The sequence below is a fragment of the Variovorax defluvii genome (genome assembly GCF_039541515.1).
Lineage (GTDB): Bacteria > Pseudomonadota > Gammaproteobacteria > Burkholderiales > Burkholderiaceae_C > Variovorax > Variovorax defluvii.
Genome location: NZ_BAABGJ010000058.1, coordinates 1 through 15557, shown reverse-complemented (window position 1 = coordinate 15557; position 15557 = coordinate 1). Strand labels below are relative to the sequence as shown.

12 protein-coding genes and 1 pseudogene are annotated in these 15557 nt (G+C 69.5%); 3 read left to right on the top strand and 10 right to left on the bottom strand.

The genetic code is table 11. From position 1 onward, the window contains the following. Positions 1–7 precede the first annotated feature (7 nt). Both ABEA07_RS17930 and ABEA07_RS17925 read right to left on the bottom strand, forming a co-directional pair. Complete coding sequence (locus tag ABEA07_RS17930; protein ID WP_345539538.1) at positions 8–2362, bottom strand: cytochrome P450/oxidoreductase; 2355 nt, start codon at positions 2360–2362, stop codon at positions 8–10. An 86-nt stretch (positions 2363–2448) separates the two neighbouring features. Next, entirely contained in the window at positions 2449–3417 is a 969-nt protein-coding gene (locus tag ABEA07_RS17925; RefSeq protein ID WP_425584152.1) for a Bug family tripartite tricarboxylate transporter substrate binding protein, read from the bottom strand. A gap of 111 nt (positions 3418–3528) precedes the next feature. On the opposite strand from ABEA07_RS17925, the gene ABEA07_RS17920 reads away from it, so the two are divergent. Next, positions 3529–4353: an IclR family transcriptional regulator gene (locus tag ABEA07_RS17920; RefSeq protein WP_345539537.1), complete on the top strand. Its 825-nt coding sequence runs from the start codon at positions 3529–3531 to the stop codon at positions 4351–4353. Between the two features lie 25 nt (positions 4354–4378). On the opposite strand, the gene ABEA07_RS17915 is transcribed toward ABEA07_RS17920, so the two are convergent. Next, positions 4379–4546 carry a hypothetical protein gene (locus ABEA07_RS17915; RefSeq protein ID WP_345539536.1) on the bottom strand — a complete coding sequence of 56 codons (168 nt, stop codon included), beginning with the start codon at positions 4544–4546 and terminating at the stop codon, positions 4379–4381. A 242-nt stretch (positions 4547–4788) separates the two neighbouring features. Here ABEA07_RS17915 and ABEA07_RS28660 point away from each other — a divergent pair. Continuing rightward, a pseudogene (locus ABEA07_RS28660) lies at positions 4789–4962 on the top strand (VWA domain-containing protein); the annotation flags it as partial. Between the two features lie 40 nt (positions 4963–5002). Here the strand turns inward: ABEA07_RS28660 and ABEA07_RS17910 are convergent. From ABEA07_RS17910 to ABEA07_RS17880, 7 genes are all read right to left on the bottom strand, one after another. After that, the gene (locus tag ABEA07_RS17910; RefSeq protein ID WP_345539534.1) at positions 5003–5998 is read right to left on the bottom strand and encodes an ABC transporter substrate-binding protein; all 996 of its coding nucleotides are present in this window, start codon (positions 5996–5998) and stop codon (positions 5003–5005) included. Further along, complete coding sequence (locus tag ABEA07_RS17905; RefSeq protein ID WP_345539533.1) at positions 5995–7200, bottom strand: PP2C family protein-serine/threonine phosphatase; 1206 nt, start codon at positions 7198–7200, stop codon at positions 5995–5997. Before ABEA07_RS17905 ends, ABEA07_RS17910 begins: the two co-directional genes overlap by 4 nt. Positions 7201–7204: 4 nt before the next feature. Beyond that, the gene (locus ABEA07_RS17900) at positions 7205–7699 is read right to left on the bottom strand and encodes a Rab family GTPase (protein WP_345539532.1); all 495 of its coding nucleotides are present in this window, start codon (positions 7697–7699) and stop codon (positions 7205–7207) included. Positions 7700–7742: 43 nt separating this feature from the next. Continuing rightward, entirely contained in the window at positions 7743–9623 is a 1881-nt protein-coding gene (locus ABEA07_RS17895) for an OmpA family protein (RefSeq protein WP_345539531.1), read from the bottom strand. Positions 9624–9660: 37 nt separating this feature from the next. Continuing rightward, entirely contained in the window at positions 9661–10278 is a 618-nt protein-coding gene (locus ABEA07_RS17890; RefSeq protein ID WP_345539529.1) for a hypothetical protein, read from the bottom strand. Between the two features lie 91 nt (positions 10279–10369). Continuing rightward, complete coding sequence (locus ABEA07_RS17885; protein ID WP_345539528.1) at positions 10370–10813, bottom strand: ATP-binding protein; 444 nt, start codon at positions 10811–10813, stop codon at positions 10370–10372. Then, on the bottom strand, positions 10813–11166 hold the full coding sequence (locus ABEA07_RS17880) for an STAS domain-containing protein (RefSeq protein WP_345539527.1): 354 nt from the start codon (positions 11164–11166) through the stop codon (positions 10813–10815). The genes ABEA07_RS17885 and ABEA07_RS17880 overlap by 1 nt, the downstream gene beginning before the upstream one ends. A 241-nt stretch (positions 11167–11407) precedes the next feature. Between ABEA07_RS17880 and ABEA07_RS17875 the strand changes: the two genes are divergently transcribed. Further along, positions 11408–15223 (top strand): GAF domain-containing protein, encoded by a 3816-nt coding sequence (locus ABEA07_RS17875; RefSeq protein ID WP_345539525.1) that lies wholly within the window; start codon positions 11408–11410, stop codon positions 15221–15223. The last annotated feature ends 334 nt before the right edge of the window (positions 15224–15557 follow it).

Below are 15557 nucleotides of genomic sequence, written 5' to 3'. Positions count from 1 at the left end.
GCTTCCGTCAAAGCTCCAGGACCATCTTCGTCCCGCGCGCACGCGAGCAGCAGCTCATCATGCGCTGGCCCGCTTCGCGCTCGGCGCGGGTCAGCACCATGTCGCGATGGTCGATGTCGCCGGAGATGACGCGCACTTCGCAGGAGCCGCACAGGCCCTCTTCGCAGTCGCTTTGCACGTCGATGTTGGCCGCCCGCAATGCCGCGAGCAAGGTCTGGTCGGCGCGCACCGGCAGCGTGAGGCCGGAATCCTTGAGCTCCACTTCGAACGCGTGCTCCCGGGTGGGATCGAGCGTGCCGAGCATGGATTCGAAGTGCTCCATCCTCAGGGAGTCCTCGGGCCAATGGGCGCAGGCGGCCTCGAGGGCGTCGAGCATCCGCAGCGGTCCGCAGGCATGGACCCGGGCACCTTCGACGGGCTTCTGCAGCAAGGCAGGCAGGTCCAGCCGCGTGCCTTCGCTGCTGACGCACAGCGTCAGGCGGTCGCCGTGCAGGGCCGCCAGCTCGTCGACGAAGGCCATGGCGCCGCGGCTGCGTCCGCAATAGAACAGCTGGTAGTCGATGTTCAAGGCGCGCGCGCGGCGTGCCATGGCCATGATCGGCGTGATGCCGATGCCGCCGGCAATGAAGATCAGGCGCCGGGCCTCTTCGTCCAGGCGGAAGTGGTTGCGCGGGCCGCGAATATGCAGTCGGTCCCCGACCTTGACCTGCCCATGCATCCAGGCCGAGCCGCCGCGGCTGCGAGGGTCGCGCAGGACGCCGATCTCCAGCGTGCCGGTGTCGTCGGGGTCGCCGCACAGTGAATACTGGCGCGAGAGGCCCGTGTCGCCGCACTCGACGTCGATGTGCGAGCCTGGTGCCCAGCGCGGCAGGGGCCGGCCGTCCGGTGCCACGAGGCGCAGGCGCACGATGTCCTGCGCCACCGTTTCGATGCGTTGGACTACCACGGGCCGGGTGATCGCATGGTTCGACGGCTCGCCGATGCGGACCGCCGCGCGCGCCGCGGTGCGCAGGGACGCATCGCGCCGCTCCGGGTTCTGCGCAGGGTCCCATTCGACGATGAGATGCTCCGGACCGCGGAACGAGGTGTTGGGCACGTACGTGAAGGTCTGCTCGGCCAGCCGCATGTGCGGCAGCCGGCGCGTGAACTCCTCCAGGAAGACCTGCATCTCCATCCGCGCAAGGTTCTTGCCCATGCACTGGTGCGAGCCGTAGCCGAAGGTCAGGTGATCGCTGGCGTTGTCGCGGCGGATATCGAAGAGGTCGGCATCCGCGAAGTGGCGCTCGTCGTGGTTGGCCGAGGAGGTCACGATCAGCAGCTTGGCACCCGCCGGGATGTCGATGCCGCCGATGGTGACGTCCCGGGTGGCCAGGCGGCGCCAGGCCGCCACGGAGCCGTTGTGGCGCAGGCATTCCTCGACGGCATTGGGAATGAGCGCCGGGTCTTCGCAGATGTCGCGCCAGGCCGAGGGATGCTGCAGCAGCAGCTTCATCGCGTTGGCGGTGGCGTTGGCGGTGGTCTCGTGGGCCGCCACGATGCCCGCCATCATCATCGAATGCAGGTAGGAGTCGGTCACGATCTCGGGATGTTCCCGCTGCTTGCGGATGCCGTACTGCATCCAGCCGGGGGCGTCCGGGTCCTGGCGCATCTTGTCCAGCACCTTGCCGGCGAACTGCCAGAAGTTGCCCACCGCGTGCGCCACTTCGACCTGCTCCTCGGGCCTGGGCCGGCCCCAGGTGTTGACCGTGTGGGCGATGCTGTACTTGCGCAGCGTGTCCATGTCCTCTTCCGGCACGCCCAGGAAATGCAGGGCCACGGTCAAAGGCACTTCCCAGAGCATCTGGTCGACCAGGTCCGCGCGGCCGTCGTCGATGAAGCGGTCGACGTACTCGCGCGCCAGCTGGCGCACCAGCGGCTCATGCGGCCTGAGGTGCTCGGGCGTGAAGGGCTCCATGAGCAGGCGCCGGCGCGGCATATGCGCCGGCTCGTCCTCGTTGACGAGGGTCCGGTTCAGGGCGAAGCCGTAGCGCTCGAGCACGGCATTGGCCTCGGGCCCGGTCGGCGTGATCTTCTCGAGCGCAATGGAGGGGCTGAACGTCAGGTTGTCGCGGAAGATGGCCTTGATGTCGTCGAAGCGCGTCACCACCCAGTAGCCCAGCTGCGGGCTGTAGAACACCGGCTCCTGTTCACGCGCCCACCGCACGTACTCGGGCGGGTCCTGCTGGTAGCCGTCGCTGAAGGGATCGAAGGCCGCCGCGGCGTCGCTGACGGGGCATCCGTTGGGGGCGCGCATCGGCGGCTGCGCGCCGTGGGCGAAGGGGCAGGCGCTGCTTGCCGGGGCTGTCGTGGACACGGGATTCATCGAAGGAACTCCAACGGAGGAGGAGGGCACCGGCGGCGAACGCCGGCGCGGCACCCCCGCTGCCTTGCGGCAGCGGGAGGGGACGGTCAGTCCAGCGTGATGTTCAGATCACGGATGAGCTTGTGCCAGCGCGTGGTCTCGCTCTTGAGCAGCTCGGCGAACTGGGCGGGGCTGTTGCCCACCGGCTCGACGCCGAAGTCGACCAGTTTCTTGTGGACCTCGGGTGCGTTGATGGCGGCCACCACCTGCTTGTTGAGGGAAGCCACGACCTCCGCCGGCGTGGCGGCCGGCACGACCATGCCGACGAGCGCGGCGGCTTCCACGTTCTTGTAGCCCAGCTCGGCGAAGGTCGGCACGTCGGGCAACTGCGGCAGGCGCTTGGCGTTGGCCACGGCCAGCGGACGGACCTTGCCGCCCTTGATGAAGCCGGCGCCGGCCGCCAGGTCGACCATCATGGCCGGCACCTGCCCGCCGGCCACGTCGGCCAGCGCCGGTGCGGCGCCGCGGTAGGGGGCGTGCGTCATCTTGAGGCCGGCCTCGGTCTTGAGCAGCTCCATGGCCAGGTGATGCGGGCTGCCCGCGCCGGCCGATGCGTAGTTGATGCCCTCCGGCCTGGCCTTGATCTCGGCGATGAATTCCTTCGCGCCCTTGGCCGCGACGCCGGGGCTCACGACCAGGATCATCGGAAAGCGGCCCATGAGCGTGACCGGCGCCAGGTCCTTGGTCGGGCTGTAGCTCAGGCTCTTGTACAGCGCGGGGTTGAATACCAGGGTGCCGTTGTCGGCCGAGAGGACGGTGTGCCCGTCCGCCGCGGAGCGCGCCACGTCGGACGCGGCGATGGCGGTGTTGCCGCCGGGCTTGTTGTCCACGACCACGGGCTGGCCGATCTGCGTGGACAGCTGCTGGCCGATCGTGCGGGCCAGGAAGTCGGAACCGCCGCCGGCCGGGTAAGGCACCAGCCAGCGCACAGGCTTCGAAGGCCACGACTGGGCCTGGGCCTCCATCGCGCCGAGCAGCGGCAATGCAAGCAGGCAGGTGGCGAAAAACTTCTTCATCGAGGTCTCCGGGTTATGAGAAGATCATGCATTGCGTAATTGTCATCCGCATTGCGTAATCATTCAAGCCCTGGGCAAACCCTCAGAATGCGGGAGCGATTCCGAGCCGCCATGACGACGACCATCGAACCCATGCCCACCGAGCGCCCTCGCGAGCGCCGCCAGCGCGTCCAGGCCGCGGAGACCGGCATGGCGGTCCTCAAGGGCCTGGCCGACCTGGGTGGGCGCGCCACGCTCACGGCCTTGTCGGCCCACGTGGGCGAGCCCTCGTCGAAGGTGCATCGCTACCTGGTCAGCCTGGGTGAAGAAGGGCTGGTGTCCCAGGATGCGGCGACGCAGCAGTACTTTCTGGGGCCGGAGGCGATCCGCATCGGCATGGCGGCGATGCGGCAGGCCGATCCCATCCGTGCCGCGGAACCCGCGCTCGTGCGGCTGCGGGAGGCGCTGGAGGTCACCTGCTTCGTGGCGGTGATGGGCAACAAGGGACCGACCATCGTGCGCTTCGAGGAGCCGGGATTGCCCGTCACCGTCAACGTCAGGGTGGGGTCCGTGCTGTCGCTGCTGTGGTCGGCGACGGGGCGCGCGTTTCTCGGTTATCTGGACGAACGTGCGGTCCACGCGATGGCGAAGGAGGAGCTGGCGAGCGCCTTGCCCGAGCAGCGTGGCCTGCTGGACGCGAAGCGCCCCATCGACTCGCTGCGCGAGGCGGTGCGCGCCGCCGGCTGCGCGTGCGTGCGCGACGTGTACCTGCGCGGCATCAGTGCCGTCGCCGCCCCGATCCGCGATCACACAGGGCGGGTCTGCGCGGTGCTGACCGCGCTGGGTGCCACGGGCGGCTTCGATGCGCTGGAGACCGGGCCGATCGCTGCGGCCGTTCGAAGAGAAGCGGCGGCGATCAGCGCGACGCTGGGGTGTACCGAGCCGGCGAGGGGCTGAGGACCAGCGCGGGCGCGAACGCCACCTAGAAGCGGTTGGCGGCGCGCCGGACCACGCCCGGCACCGTGGCCGGCGGCTTCTCGCCCGGCGCCACCGGCTTGCGTGAAGCGCGCCGGGCGGGCTTGCGCCGGCCCTTGAGGGACTCGATCAGCGAAAGCGCTTCCTTGTCGAACTTCGCGTTGTCGTCGGGCATGGCGGCCTCCGGAGGGTGCGAATGCCGCATGGTACGACCGGGCGTCCGGTTGCGGAACAGCACCATCCCAGGCACGATGGCGAGCCACTGCGGACACGCTCGCGGCCGCGTGCCGGCGGCATCGCGGCGGCGATCACGCCCGAGCCGTAGCAAGCCGCACGACCGATGTCCTCGAGCTGGCCGACCTGGGCGCCGGCAGCAAGCCGCAGGGGCGCAGCCTGGACGACAAGGTCAAGCCCCCGCCCAAGCCCTTCACGCCGGTGGCGCCGGGCTCGTACGACTCGGCGGCGATCATCCTGCTGAGCGACGGCCGGCGCACCACCGGTGTGGACACGCTGGAAGCCGCGAAGATGGCCGCAGACCGGGGCGTGCGCATCGACGTGGTGGGCCTCGGCACGGTCGACGGCGACGCTGTCGCTGCTGGGGTTCGGGCGCATCGGCTGAGCCCGCCGACGCTCACTGAATCACCTTGTCCGCCCGGTTCAGCACCGACCTCGGAATCGTGTAGCCCAGCCTCTTGGCGGTGCGCAGGTTGATCAGCAGCTCGAAGTTGGTCGGCTGCTCGATCGGCAGGTCGGCCGGCCTGGCGCCCTTGAGGATGCGGTCGACGAAGCGGGCGCCGTCCTTGCCCTCGGCGCGGTAGCTGGGGCCGTAGGCCATCAGGCAGCCGTTTTCCGCGTAGTCGCTGCGCGCGCAGATCGACGGCAGGTGGTTCTCGATCGCCAGCTCGGCGATGAGCGTCTGGTTGGAGTTCGCGATGGGATTGAGCGTTACCCACACTGCATGGCTGCCCGCTTTCACGGCTTCCTTGAAAGCGGCCGCGTAGGCGGCGGGGCTGCTGGCCTCCATCGAGTAGAGCTCGAGGCCGAGCTGCCGCGCGGGTTGCTGGCTGGCCTCCCACTGCGGGATGGAGCCGGGCGCCTTCGGGTCCCAGAGCACCGCCACGCGCCTGACCTTCGGCTGGGTCTCCTTCAGGATTTCCAGCCGCTTGCCGGTCAGGATGGCCGCGACGTTGGTGACGCCGGTGGCGTTGCTGCCGGGTCGCGCGAGGCTCTGGGCGAGGCCGGTCGTGATCGGGTCCGTCACGCCCATGAAGACGATGGGCACGGTCGACGTCGCCTTCTTCGCCGCCTGCGCCGCGTTCGAGGTCACGGCCACGAGCAGGTCGACGTCCATCGCGATCAGCTCGGCGGCGTGGCCCTGCAGCCGGGCCAGGTCCTGGCTCTCGTGGCGGTACTCGACCAGGATGCTCTGCCCCTCGACGTAGCCCAGGTCCCGCAGGCCCTGGCGGAAGGCCTGCAGGCGCGGCGCATCGGCCGCCGCGGAGACCGCCGCCAGGTAGCCGATGCGCGGCACCTTCCTGGCCTGGGCGAGCGCGGGCGCGTGCGCATGGGCCAGGGCCAGCGCGGCGCTGCAGAGAAGAAGTCGCAGGAAGGGCCGTGCTCCGATCACAGCGCCACCTTGATGATCGTGAAGTCGTCCTCCAGCACGCCCGGGCCATGCACCTCGCGCACCTGCGCGAGCAGGCCGTCCAGTTCGGACAGGCCCTCGCCGGCCGGCCGGGCCAGGATCTTCGCGATGGCGGGGAAGCCGAGCAGGTCACCATCGGGTCCGGCGACTTCGTAGGTCCCGTCGCTGAAGACGTACAGCCGCGCGGGCGCCGCGAGGGCGCATCGCTCTTCCTCGTAGCGCGCCGCCGGCGAGAGGCCGATGCACGGGCCGCCGGCCTGCAGGGTCCGGCCCTCCGGCCACGGGCCGCCGGCCACGAAGGCGGGCGGATGGCCGGCGGAGGCATAGCGCAACTCGGCGCGCGCGCGGACGTAGACGCCGTACCAGACAGTGGAGAACAGCTCGCCGTGGCGCTCCATCTGGTAGGCCTGGTTGAGGGCGCCGAGCACCTGCGCGGGGCTGCGGAAGTCGGTACGCGGCAGGGCCTGCGAACGCAGCGTGTCGGCGATCGCCACCGACAGCAACGCCGAACCGACGCCATGCCCGCAGACGTCGATCAGGTAGATCGCGAAGTGCGCGTCGTCGATCCAGTGGTAGCCGAAGCAGTCGCCGCCCAGCTCGGTGGAGGGCACGAAGCGCCAGTCCACTGTCCAGGGTTCGGCCAGCGGCGCCGGCAGGATGGCGCGCACGTAGTGCTCGGCTTCGCGCAGCTCCTGCTGCAGCCGGTCGTGGGCTCGCTGCAGGGCCTCGCGGGAGTCGGCGAGTTCGCGGTGGGCCTGCGTCAGCGCCCGGTTGGTCGATTCCAGCTGCGCGATCAGCCGGGCCTCGCGCTGGCTCAGCAGGGTCATGTCGTACGCCTTCTGCTGCACCAGGCGGGTCTCCTCGTACTCGGCCGTGACGTCCAGCAGCAGGATCCAGACCGCGTCCTCGTCGGCGAAGAAATGAACGTCCGCCACGCGCTTGCTGGGCATTTCCATCGAGCGGATGAGGAAGGGCGTCTCGGCCAGCGGAAGCAGTCCTTCGAGGAAGAGCACCTGCTGCGAGGCGGGAACGCCCGCTTCGAGTTCCGCCAGCCCATAGTGCGCGAGGTGCCCTCCGAAGCGCACCAGGTTCTGCGCGTCGTCGGCGACGAGGTAGGCCAGGGCGCGCTGCGCATGGACCAGCGCCAGCAGCGAGTCGGAGATGCGCGGCGGCAGGTCCAGCATGGTGCTACCCCGCCAGCCTGGCGGCCAGTTCGCCGAAGGTCTCGTCGACCCCGATGCCGGTCTTGGCGCTGGTGCGGCGGAACAGCCAGCCGTCCGCCGCCAGCGCTTCGATGCGTTCGGGCGGCAGGGCCCAGTCTTCCACCAGGTCCGACTTGTTGAGCAGCACGAAGAACGGGACGGCCCCCAGCTCCGCGCGGATGCGGCCCTGGATCGACTCGGCCGTCGCCAGCGTCTCCGGCCGCGTGCCGTCCACCACCAGCAGGTAGCCGGCGGCGCCGCGCAGGTAGCTCACGCGCACCGCAGACACCTCGTCCTCGCCGGCGATGTCCCAGAGGATCAGCGCGACGTCATCGGCGCCGGTCCGGACCACCTTCTTGTCGATCTTGACGCCGACCGTGGTCAGGTAGCTGTCCGAGAAGATGGTGTCGACGAAGCGGCGCACCAGGCTGGTCTTTCCGACGCCGAAGGCACCGAGCAGGCAGATCTTCTTTTGCAGCATCGACGGGGTTTCTCCTCGGTCGTCTCGTTTGTTCCGGTCGTGGTCAGTCGCCCGTGCTCACGCCGAAGGAGACGCGGCGGTTCATGGACATCTCGTCCTCGCTGGCCCCCGGCCGCAGCGGCTCGAGCGGGCCGGCGCCGCGCACGAAGAGCACCGACGGATCGACCCCGCGCGCTCGCAGCATCGAGCGCACGACCTCGGCCCGGCCGATGCTCAGCGCGAGGTTGGAGGTGTCCTTGCCGGTCGCGTCGGCGTGGCCGACGATGGTCACCTTCACCGGGAAGCCCTGGGTGCGCGCCACCTGGACCAGCTCGCGCATGTCTTCGGCGGAGGCGTCGAGCTTGCTCTCCTGGTCGGCCGCGGGCCGCGGCATGCTGAAGTCGAAATGGATCAGGCGGGCCTGGATGGCATCGCGCAGGCGGATGAAGTCCGGGTCCTGCAGGTCCTTGAGCTCGCTGAGGTCGACCGCCGGCGCGCCGGCCGGCAGGCTCAGCGCAAAGGCGCGGGCCTTGTCCAGCCAACGTTGCGAGGCGTTGCCGGTGACGCGGATGCCGCCGCCTGCCAGCACCATGCTCACCGACGCCGGCGGGTCGAGGGTCGCCTTCAGGCGCTTGAGCATGATGGCCGGGTGCAGCGCCTGGTAGGGCTCCCAGCGCCCGGCCACGCGCGAGGTGTCGAGGCGGGCCGGCGCCAGGAGGGATTCGGGCGGCACCGCGAGAGGATCGCGCAGGCCCGACACCAGCCACTTGCCGTCGCGCCGCTCGAAGCCCGTCACGACGATGCCCGGCTGCTCCTGCAGGGCTGCGACATAGCTGCTGACGCGCTGGCGCTCCACGAGGCGCTCGCCGACCCACCAGGCCAGCACCGCGAGCAGCGCCAGGGGCACGATCCACAGCAGCGGGCTGTAACGCCGCTTCGTTTCGGCCTCCTGCGACATCAGGCAGGCACGCAGGCGCTCGCCGGCCTCCTCGAAGGGCGCCGTGTCGCCCTCGAACTCCTGCAGTGCCGTGCCCCATCGCTCGTGGACCGCGCCCAGCGTTTCGCCCAGCCGGGCCCGCAGCATGGGCGGCGGGTTGCCGTGGATCACCGCGGCCAGAAAGGCGAAGGGCCCTTCCTCGCACCACAGCAGCAGGTCGCCCAGGCGCAGGCTGTCGATGCTGCGGCTGCCGCCGGCCTCGCCATCGCCGGTGCTGCCGCCGGATTCGTCGAAGGAGTCGCGCACGAAATCCTGGATCGCCGACAGCATGGCCGAGACCAGCTGCGGGTCCCGGCTGGTCGCATCGTCGCGGGCCTGGTGCGCCAGCAGCAGCCCCGTCTTGCGGTGGACCAGGAAGAGGTGCTCGACGCGGAACACGGCCGTGTGCCGCAGCACCACGTCGGCGAAGGTGCTGCCGCTGCGCCAGGCCTCGATGCGCCACTTCAGGCCGCGCCAGGACAGGCTGTAGCGCAGCGCCTGGTTGAGCGACTGCAGCGTGCCGTCCAGCGTCTCGGCGATCGCCTTGCGGATCGCCGGCCCCATGACCGGGTACAGGATGTCGACCATGGTGCGCGGGTTCTTCCGGATCGAGGCCTGCGCGGCCCGCTCGACGCTGGGCGCCAGCGCCTGGCCGAGCTCGTCATGCTGTGCCGAGGCGCGTGCGAAGGCAGCCGGTAGCACGCCGCTCACCGCCTCGGCGAATTCCTTCGGATCGTCCAGCTTTTTTTCCAGCCGTGCCAGGGCCGCCTGCTCGCGCTCCATCAGCACGTCGCGCATCGCCTCCAGCCGCGGATCGATGTCCAGGCGGCGTGGCGGGAGGGTGGCCACCACGCTCGGGTCGATGCAGCGGGCCAGTTCGAGGAGCAGCTCGGCCAGCCGGTCCCGGGATTCGCCCTGCGGCAGATGGCCGGGTTCGTTGGCGGCGGGGAGCGACAGGCGGGCGTTCATCGCATCCCCATCCAAGCGGGAGAGCCTGGGCGAGGGTTCACCCCCGCTCGGCCACCGTGCCCGGCTTGGGGGCAACGTCCTGGTTCAGGCATTTGGCGATTTCGACGAACAGGCCCGCCAGCAGGTTGCGATCCGTCTTGACGTTGCTGAGCTCGGCGAACATCCGCTCCATCGTGGCGCGGGCGTCGTCCTGGCGGCGCCGCATCTCGTCGCGCAGACCCTGGACGTCGTGGCTCAGTCGCTCGGTGAACTCGCGCTCCTGCCGGGCGAGCTGGTCCGACATCTGGGCCAGGCGCTTCTCCAGCGCCTGCGTGTGTTCGCGCTGGCTGCGCTCCAGCTCCTTGTCGCCGTCGGTGCGCAGCTCCTTTTCCTCGCGGAACTGGTTGGCGACCGATTCGAGCTGCTTCTTCATCGTGGCCTCGAGGCTGGCGAGGTTGCGGGCGGCCTCCGCCTCCACGTCGCGCAGCCGCAGCTGGAAGCGCTCTTCCATCACGGCAAAGCGCTTGTCGTAGTCCTGCATCTGGTTGCCGAACAGCAACTCGCGCATCTTGTCGACGCCGGAAGCTTCGCCGTTGCCATTGCTGGCAAGGCTCGCCTGCGCTGCGAGCGCGCTCTGGGCATCGATGCTGGGTGAAACCTTTGCTGCTGTTCCCATTTGAATGACTCCTCGGTTGTGTTCCTGGGGGTGGCGCCGGCGCTGCGTGGCGTCTTCGTTCGGGTCGGGCTTCGGCGACGGGCCCTGCGTTTCAGGGCGGCTGCTGCGCCGCCGCGCGGAACAGCAGGGTGAGACAGTTGCGCCCGTCCTGGTGGCGGTAGTGCAGGCCGTCGGAGAAGCGCCGCACGATGGGGATGCCCCACCCGCCGATGCGTGCGTCGTGGATGCTGGTGACCGGCGCGGGGGGCGGCACCAGCCGCGGATCGAACTCGCCGCCTTCGTCCTCTACCTCCAGCGCCACGTCCTCGCCCTGCCAGCCCAGGCGCAGCAGGATGTGCTGTTCGCCATCGCTTCGGGCATGGTTCATGATGTTGGTCACCACCTCCGTGGAGCAGAGGTCGAGGTTGGAGACCACGCGCGACGGGAGGTGCTCGCGTTCGGCCCAGTGGTGGACCCAGGCCGTCACCCGCGACAGGTCACGCAATTCACGCCCGACGGTCAGGCAATCACGCCGCTCGCCGCCGCCGCCGGCCATCACCGGCCTCCCGGCGCCGTCAGGGCGCTGAAGGCCGAGTCGACATCGGGATACACCGGGATGATGGTGTCGATGCCTGCCATCTTGAGCACCTCCGCCACGACGGGTTGGGGATTCGCCAGGGCCATCGCCCCGCCGCGCTGCGACTGGGTCCTGGCATTCACGACCAGGGTGCGAATGCCGATGGAGGCCAGGAACGAGACCTCCGACAGGTCCACCACCGCGCGAAGCTTGCGGCTTCCCACGAGCGCCGAAAGACGCTGGTTGATGTCGTGCCCGCCGATGCTGTCCATGCGTCCGACCAGGCTGATCTTTTCGACGCCGTCGGCGAGCTGTTCACTCCTCAGGTCCATATGTTCTCCGGACTCGATGTCGATCTCGATGCCTTCTGAACAGGTCTTCCCTCACGGGATGTCCTGCCTTGGACATGTCGCCTTGTTCACTGAAAAGAACAAGATCCTCCCGGGTTTGATAGGTAGAACCTTTTTCTAGCTTACGCCCAAATCGCAGCAACGTCGATAAGCCTTTGTCCGTAGACTCCTCACCGTGCGCGCCATCGCGCACGGCTCGTTGATCGCTGGAGGCCCATTGCCCATGGCGGAGTTACGGACTCGCACTTCATCGAAGCGTGCGCCGCGCGCCGGCGGGCAGCCGCGCACCCGGCGCCCGGACGAACTCGCCATCGTCAACGGCATCCAGCAGGGCATGCTCGCCCGGCTGGACTTCCAGGCCATCATCGACCTGGTGGGCGACAAGCTGCGCGAGCTGTTCGGCTCGGGCGACGTGAACATCGTGTGGTGGGACGCCGCGACCAACCGGGTCCAGGTGCTGTACCGCTACGAGCACGATCGGCCGCTGCCGCTGCCGCCGGCGCGGCCGCTGGAGCCGGACGAGTCGCTCAATCGCATCCTGCGCGATCGCCAGGTCGGCGTGTGCAACACCCGCGAAGAACAGACCCGGATCGGCCTGGCGCCCTCGCCCGGCACCGACTGGGCACATTCGATCGTGGCCGTGCCGATCGTGGGCAGCGAGCGCGTGCTCGGCGCGATCGCACTGCAGGACCACGACCGGGAATACGCCTTCGGGCCGCACCAGGTCCGCCTGCTCGAGAACGTGGCGGCGAGCATGGGCCTGGCCCTGGAAAACGCACGCCTGCTGGACGAGACGCGGCGCCACGACCGCGAACTGCAGGAGTCGCTGGCGCACCAGACCGCCGCGGCCGAGGTGCTTCAGATCATCGCCGGCTCGGTGGCGGACCCGGGGCCGGTTTTCGACAAGATCATCGAATGCTGCGAGCGCCTGTTCGACGGCAGCTCCTTCGCCTTGCTGCTGGTCGACGACGAGGGCCGGCTCGTGCTGAAGCGCTGGAAGATGACCGCGGCCGGCCGTGCCGCAGTCGGCGAAGAGCGCGCCGACGCACATGCCGCCGTCCTGCAGTCGCACTATCCGAGGCCGGTGGCCGACACCCCGGCGGAGGCTGCCTTCCGCACCGGCGAGCTGCAGGAGATCGCCGACGTGCTGAGCGACCCGGCGGCACCGTCGGTGCTGCGCCTGAACGCCGAGCGCGCCGGCCTGAACTTCGCCAACCTGGCGGCGCCCCTGATGTGGGAGGGCCGCGGCATCGGCATCCTGAGCATGCAGCGCACCCAGGTCGGCCCCTTCTCGCCCGCCGAGCGCGCGCTCCTCAAGACCTTCGCCGAACAGGCCGTCATCGCGATCCAGAACGAGCGGCTCTTCAGCGAGGCGCAGACGGCGCTGCGCAAGGTCGAGGAGCGCACGGCCGAGCTGACCGAATCCCTCGAATACCAGACGGCCGTCAGCGACGTGTTGCGCGCCATCAGCGAATCGCCCACGGACGTGATGCCGGTCTTCGAAGCCATCCTGGACTGCACCATGTGGCTGTTCGAGGGGCCGACGGCCGCGGTCTTCACTTACGACGGGCGCCTGGTCCAGCTGGCGGCGACGCGCAATTGGTCTTCCGAGGCGCTGGAGGCCGCGCGCACGGTCTGGCCGGCCCCGCCGGACCGGCGGCAGATGAACGGCCGCGCGATCCTCGAACGCAAGGCCCAGAGCCACGAAGACGCCTGGTCCGACCCGGACTACGACCGCGTCCTGGCCAACAGCGGCAACCGGCGACGCATCATCGCTGCGCCCATGCTCAAGGACGGCGTGCCCATCGGCGCGATCACCGCGGCCTGGCCGGACCCGGGGCCCACGCCGCAGCGCCAGATCGATCTGCTGCAGCTGTTCGCCGACCAGGCCGTGCTGGCGATCGAGAACGTGCGGCTGATCAGCGAGACCCGCGAGGCGCTCGAGCGCCAGACCGCCACCGCCGAGGTGCTGCAGGTGATCGGCGAATCGATGGAGGACCCGCAGCCCGTGTTCGAGAAGATCCTCGAGCGCTGCAAGCGCCTCTTTTCCAGCACCGAGATGGGCATCTCGCTGGTGCGCGATGGCATGGTGCACCTGGCGGCGCACAGCGGGGAGGTCGCGCGCGACGCCCTGGCGAAGTTCTATCCGCGGCCGGTCGATGCCGATTCCGGCGTGGACTGGAACGAGGTCGTCCACATCCCGGACGTGCTGGCGCAGCCCGGCCTGCCGCATTTCATGCGCGCCATGGCCGAGCAGGTGGGCAACTACGCGGTGATGGTCGCGCCCCTCATCTGGGAGGGCGAGAACATCGGCTCGATCCACGTCAACCGCCAGCCGCCGGGGCCCTTTGCCGACAAGGAGATCCGGCTGCTGCGGACCTTCGCCGACCAGGCCGTGATCGCCATCCAGAACGCGCGCCTGTTCAACGAGGCCAAGGAGGCGCGCGCCGCCGCCGAGGCCGCCAACGAGGCCAAGAGCGCCTTCCTTGCCACCATGAGCCACGAGATCCGCACGCCGATGAACGCGGTCATCGGCATGAGCGGCCTGCTGCTGGACACGCCGCTCGACGCGGACCAGCAGGACTACGTGGCCACCATCCGCGAATCCGGCGATGCGCTGCTGACGATCATCAACGACATCCTCGACTACTCGAAGATCGAGGCCGGGCGGATGGACATCGAAGCGCACCCCTTCGACCTGCGCGAATGCGTGGAGTCGGCGCTGGACCTGGTTTCCACGCGCGCGAGCGAGAAGCACCTGGACCTGGCCTACGTCTTCGAGGGCGAGGTGCCGCTGGGCGTGAAGGGCGACCTCACGCGGCTGCGGCAGGTCATGCTGAACCTGCTGAGCAATGCGGTGAAGTTCACCGAGGCCGGCGAAGTGGTGCTGACCGTCACGGCGAAGCCGCTGCCCGAGGGCCGTGTGACCCTGACCTTCGCGGTGCGCGACACCGGCATCGGCCTGTCGGCGCAGGGCATGGGCCGGCTGTTCCAGTCCTTCTCGCAGGCCGACTCCAGCACCACGCGCAAGTACGGCGGCACCGGCCTGGGCCTGGCCATCAGCAAGCGCCTGGCCGAGCTGATGGGTGGGACCATGTGGGTCGAGAGCCAGGGGCCGGGCACCGGCTCGACCTTCTACTTCACCATCGAGGCGCCGGTGGCCGACTCGCCGCCGAGTCGGCGCCGCATCGAGCCCGGCCTGCACCTGGAACTGCGGGGCAAGCGCGCGCTGATCGTCGACGACAACGAGACCAACCGGCGCGTGCTCTCGGTCCAGCTCGCCAGGTGGGGCCTGGAACCGCGCGAGACCGGATCGCCGCTGCAGGCGCTGGAGTGGCTGGCGCAGGGCGCGCGCTTCGACCTGGCCATCTTGGACATGCACATGCCGCAGATGGACGGTGTCGACCTGGCCCGGCGCATCCGCGCGGGGCAGGGCGATGCGCTGCCGCTGGCCCTGTTCAGCTCGGCGGGAGGGCGCGAGGGCGGCGACGCGGCCTCGCTGTTCAACGCGCGCCTGGCCAAGCCCATCCACCAGTCGCAGCTCTTCGACACCGTGGTCGGACTGCTGGCGCAGACGCCGGTGCAGGCTCCCAGGCCGGCACCCGCGCCGGGCGACCCGGCGGGCAAGCCGCAGATCGACCCGACCATGGCGCAGCGCCATCCGCTGCGCATCCTGCTGGCGGAAGACAACGCGGTGAACCAGAAGCTGGCGATGCGCCTGCTGCAGCAGATGGGCTACCGCGCGGACCTGGCTTCCAACGGCATCGAGGCCGTCGAGTCGGTGCAGCGCCAGAGCTACGACGTGGTGCTGATGGACGTGCAGATGCCCGAGCTCGACGGGCTCGACGCCACCCGCCGGATCTGCGAGCTGATGGCGCCGGCACGGCGCCCCCGCATCGTGGCGATGACGGCCAACGCGATGCAGGGCGATCGGGAGATGTGCATCGATGCCGGCATGGACGACTACCTGACCAAGCCGATCCGCGTCGACAGCCTGGTCGCTGCACTGAGCGGTGTCTCCCCGCGCAGGGACCGCTGACGACCCATGAGACATCCTGTGTCGAACACTGGCTTTCCCTCTTTCCCTCTCTCTATCCCTCGGGGAGGCGGTGGGGGTTCGCTCATGCAGCCTTTGTTTTTGCCTTGCTGGTTGTTTGGCGCAGGAGCCTTCAATTTGGCTCTTGGGCCTTTGTTTTGGCCTTGCTGGTTGGGTGGCGCAGGAGCCTTGAATTCGCCTCTTGGGCCTTTGTTTTGGCCTTGCTGGTTGTGTGGGGCAGGAGCCGGGAATTCGCCCCGGCGGGCGAGTCACTTTCTTTGTCTCGCCAAAGAAAGTAACCAAAGAAAGGCGACCCCACTGTGCGCGTCCCTCCGCT

Excerpts from the sequence above, each read along its gene's own strand:
- ABEA07_RS17930 (WP_345539538.1), bottom strand. The coding sequence starts at position 2,362 with ATGAATCCCGTGTCCACGACAGCCCCGGCAAGCAGCGCCTGCCCCTTC.
- ABEA07_RS17925 (WP_425584152.1), bottom strand. The coding sequence starts at position 3,417 with ATGAAGAAGTTTTTCGCCACCTGCCTGCTTGCATTGCCGCTGCTCGGC.
- ABEA07_RS17920 (WP_345539537.1), top strand. The coding sequence starts at position 3,529 with ATGACGACGACCATCGAACCCATGCCCACCGAGCGCCCTCGCGAGCGC.
- ABEA07_RS17915 (WP_345539536.1), bottom strand. The coding sequence starts at position 4,546 with ATGCCCGACGACAACGCGAAGTTCGACAAGGAAGCGCTTTCGCTGATC.
- ABEA07_RS17905 (WP_345539533.1), bottom strand. The coding sequence starts at position 7,200 with ATGCTGGACCTGCCGCCGCGCATCTCCGACTCGCTGCTGGCGCTGGTC.
- ABEA07_RS17900 (WP_345539532.1), bottom strand. The coding sequence starts at position 7,699 with ATGCTGCAAAAGAAGATCTGCCTGCTCGGTGCCTTCGGCGTCGGAAAG.
- ABEA07_RS17895 (WP_345539531.1), bottom strand. The coding sequence starts at position 9,623 with ATGAACGCCCGCCTGTCGCTCCCCGCCGCCAACGAACCCGGCCATCTG.
- ABEA07_RS17890 (WP_345539529.1), bottom strand. The coding sequence starts at position 10,278 with ATGGGAACAGCAGCAAAGGTTTCACCCAGCATCGATGCCCAGAGCGCG.
- ABEA07_RS17885 (WP_345539528.1), bottom strand. The coding sequence starts at position 10,813 with ATGGCCGGCGGCGGCGGCGAGCGGCGTGATTGCCTGACCGTCGGGCGT.
- ABEA07_RS17880 (WP_345539527.1), bottom strand. The coding sequence starts at position 11,166 with ATGGACCTGAGGAGTGAACAGCTCGCCGACGGCGTCGAAAAGATCAGC.
- ABEA07_RS17875 (WP_345539525.1), top strand. The coding sequence starts at position 11,408 with ATGGCGGAGTTACGGACTCGCACTTCATCGAAGCGTGCGCCGCGCGCC.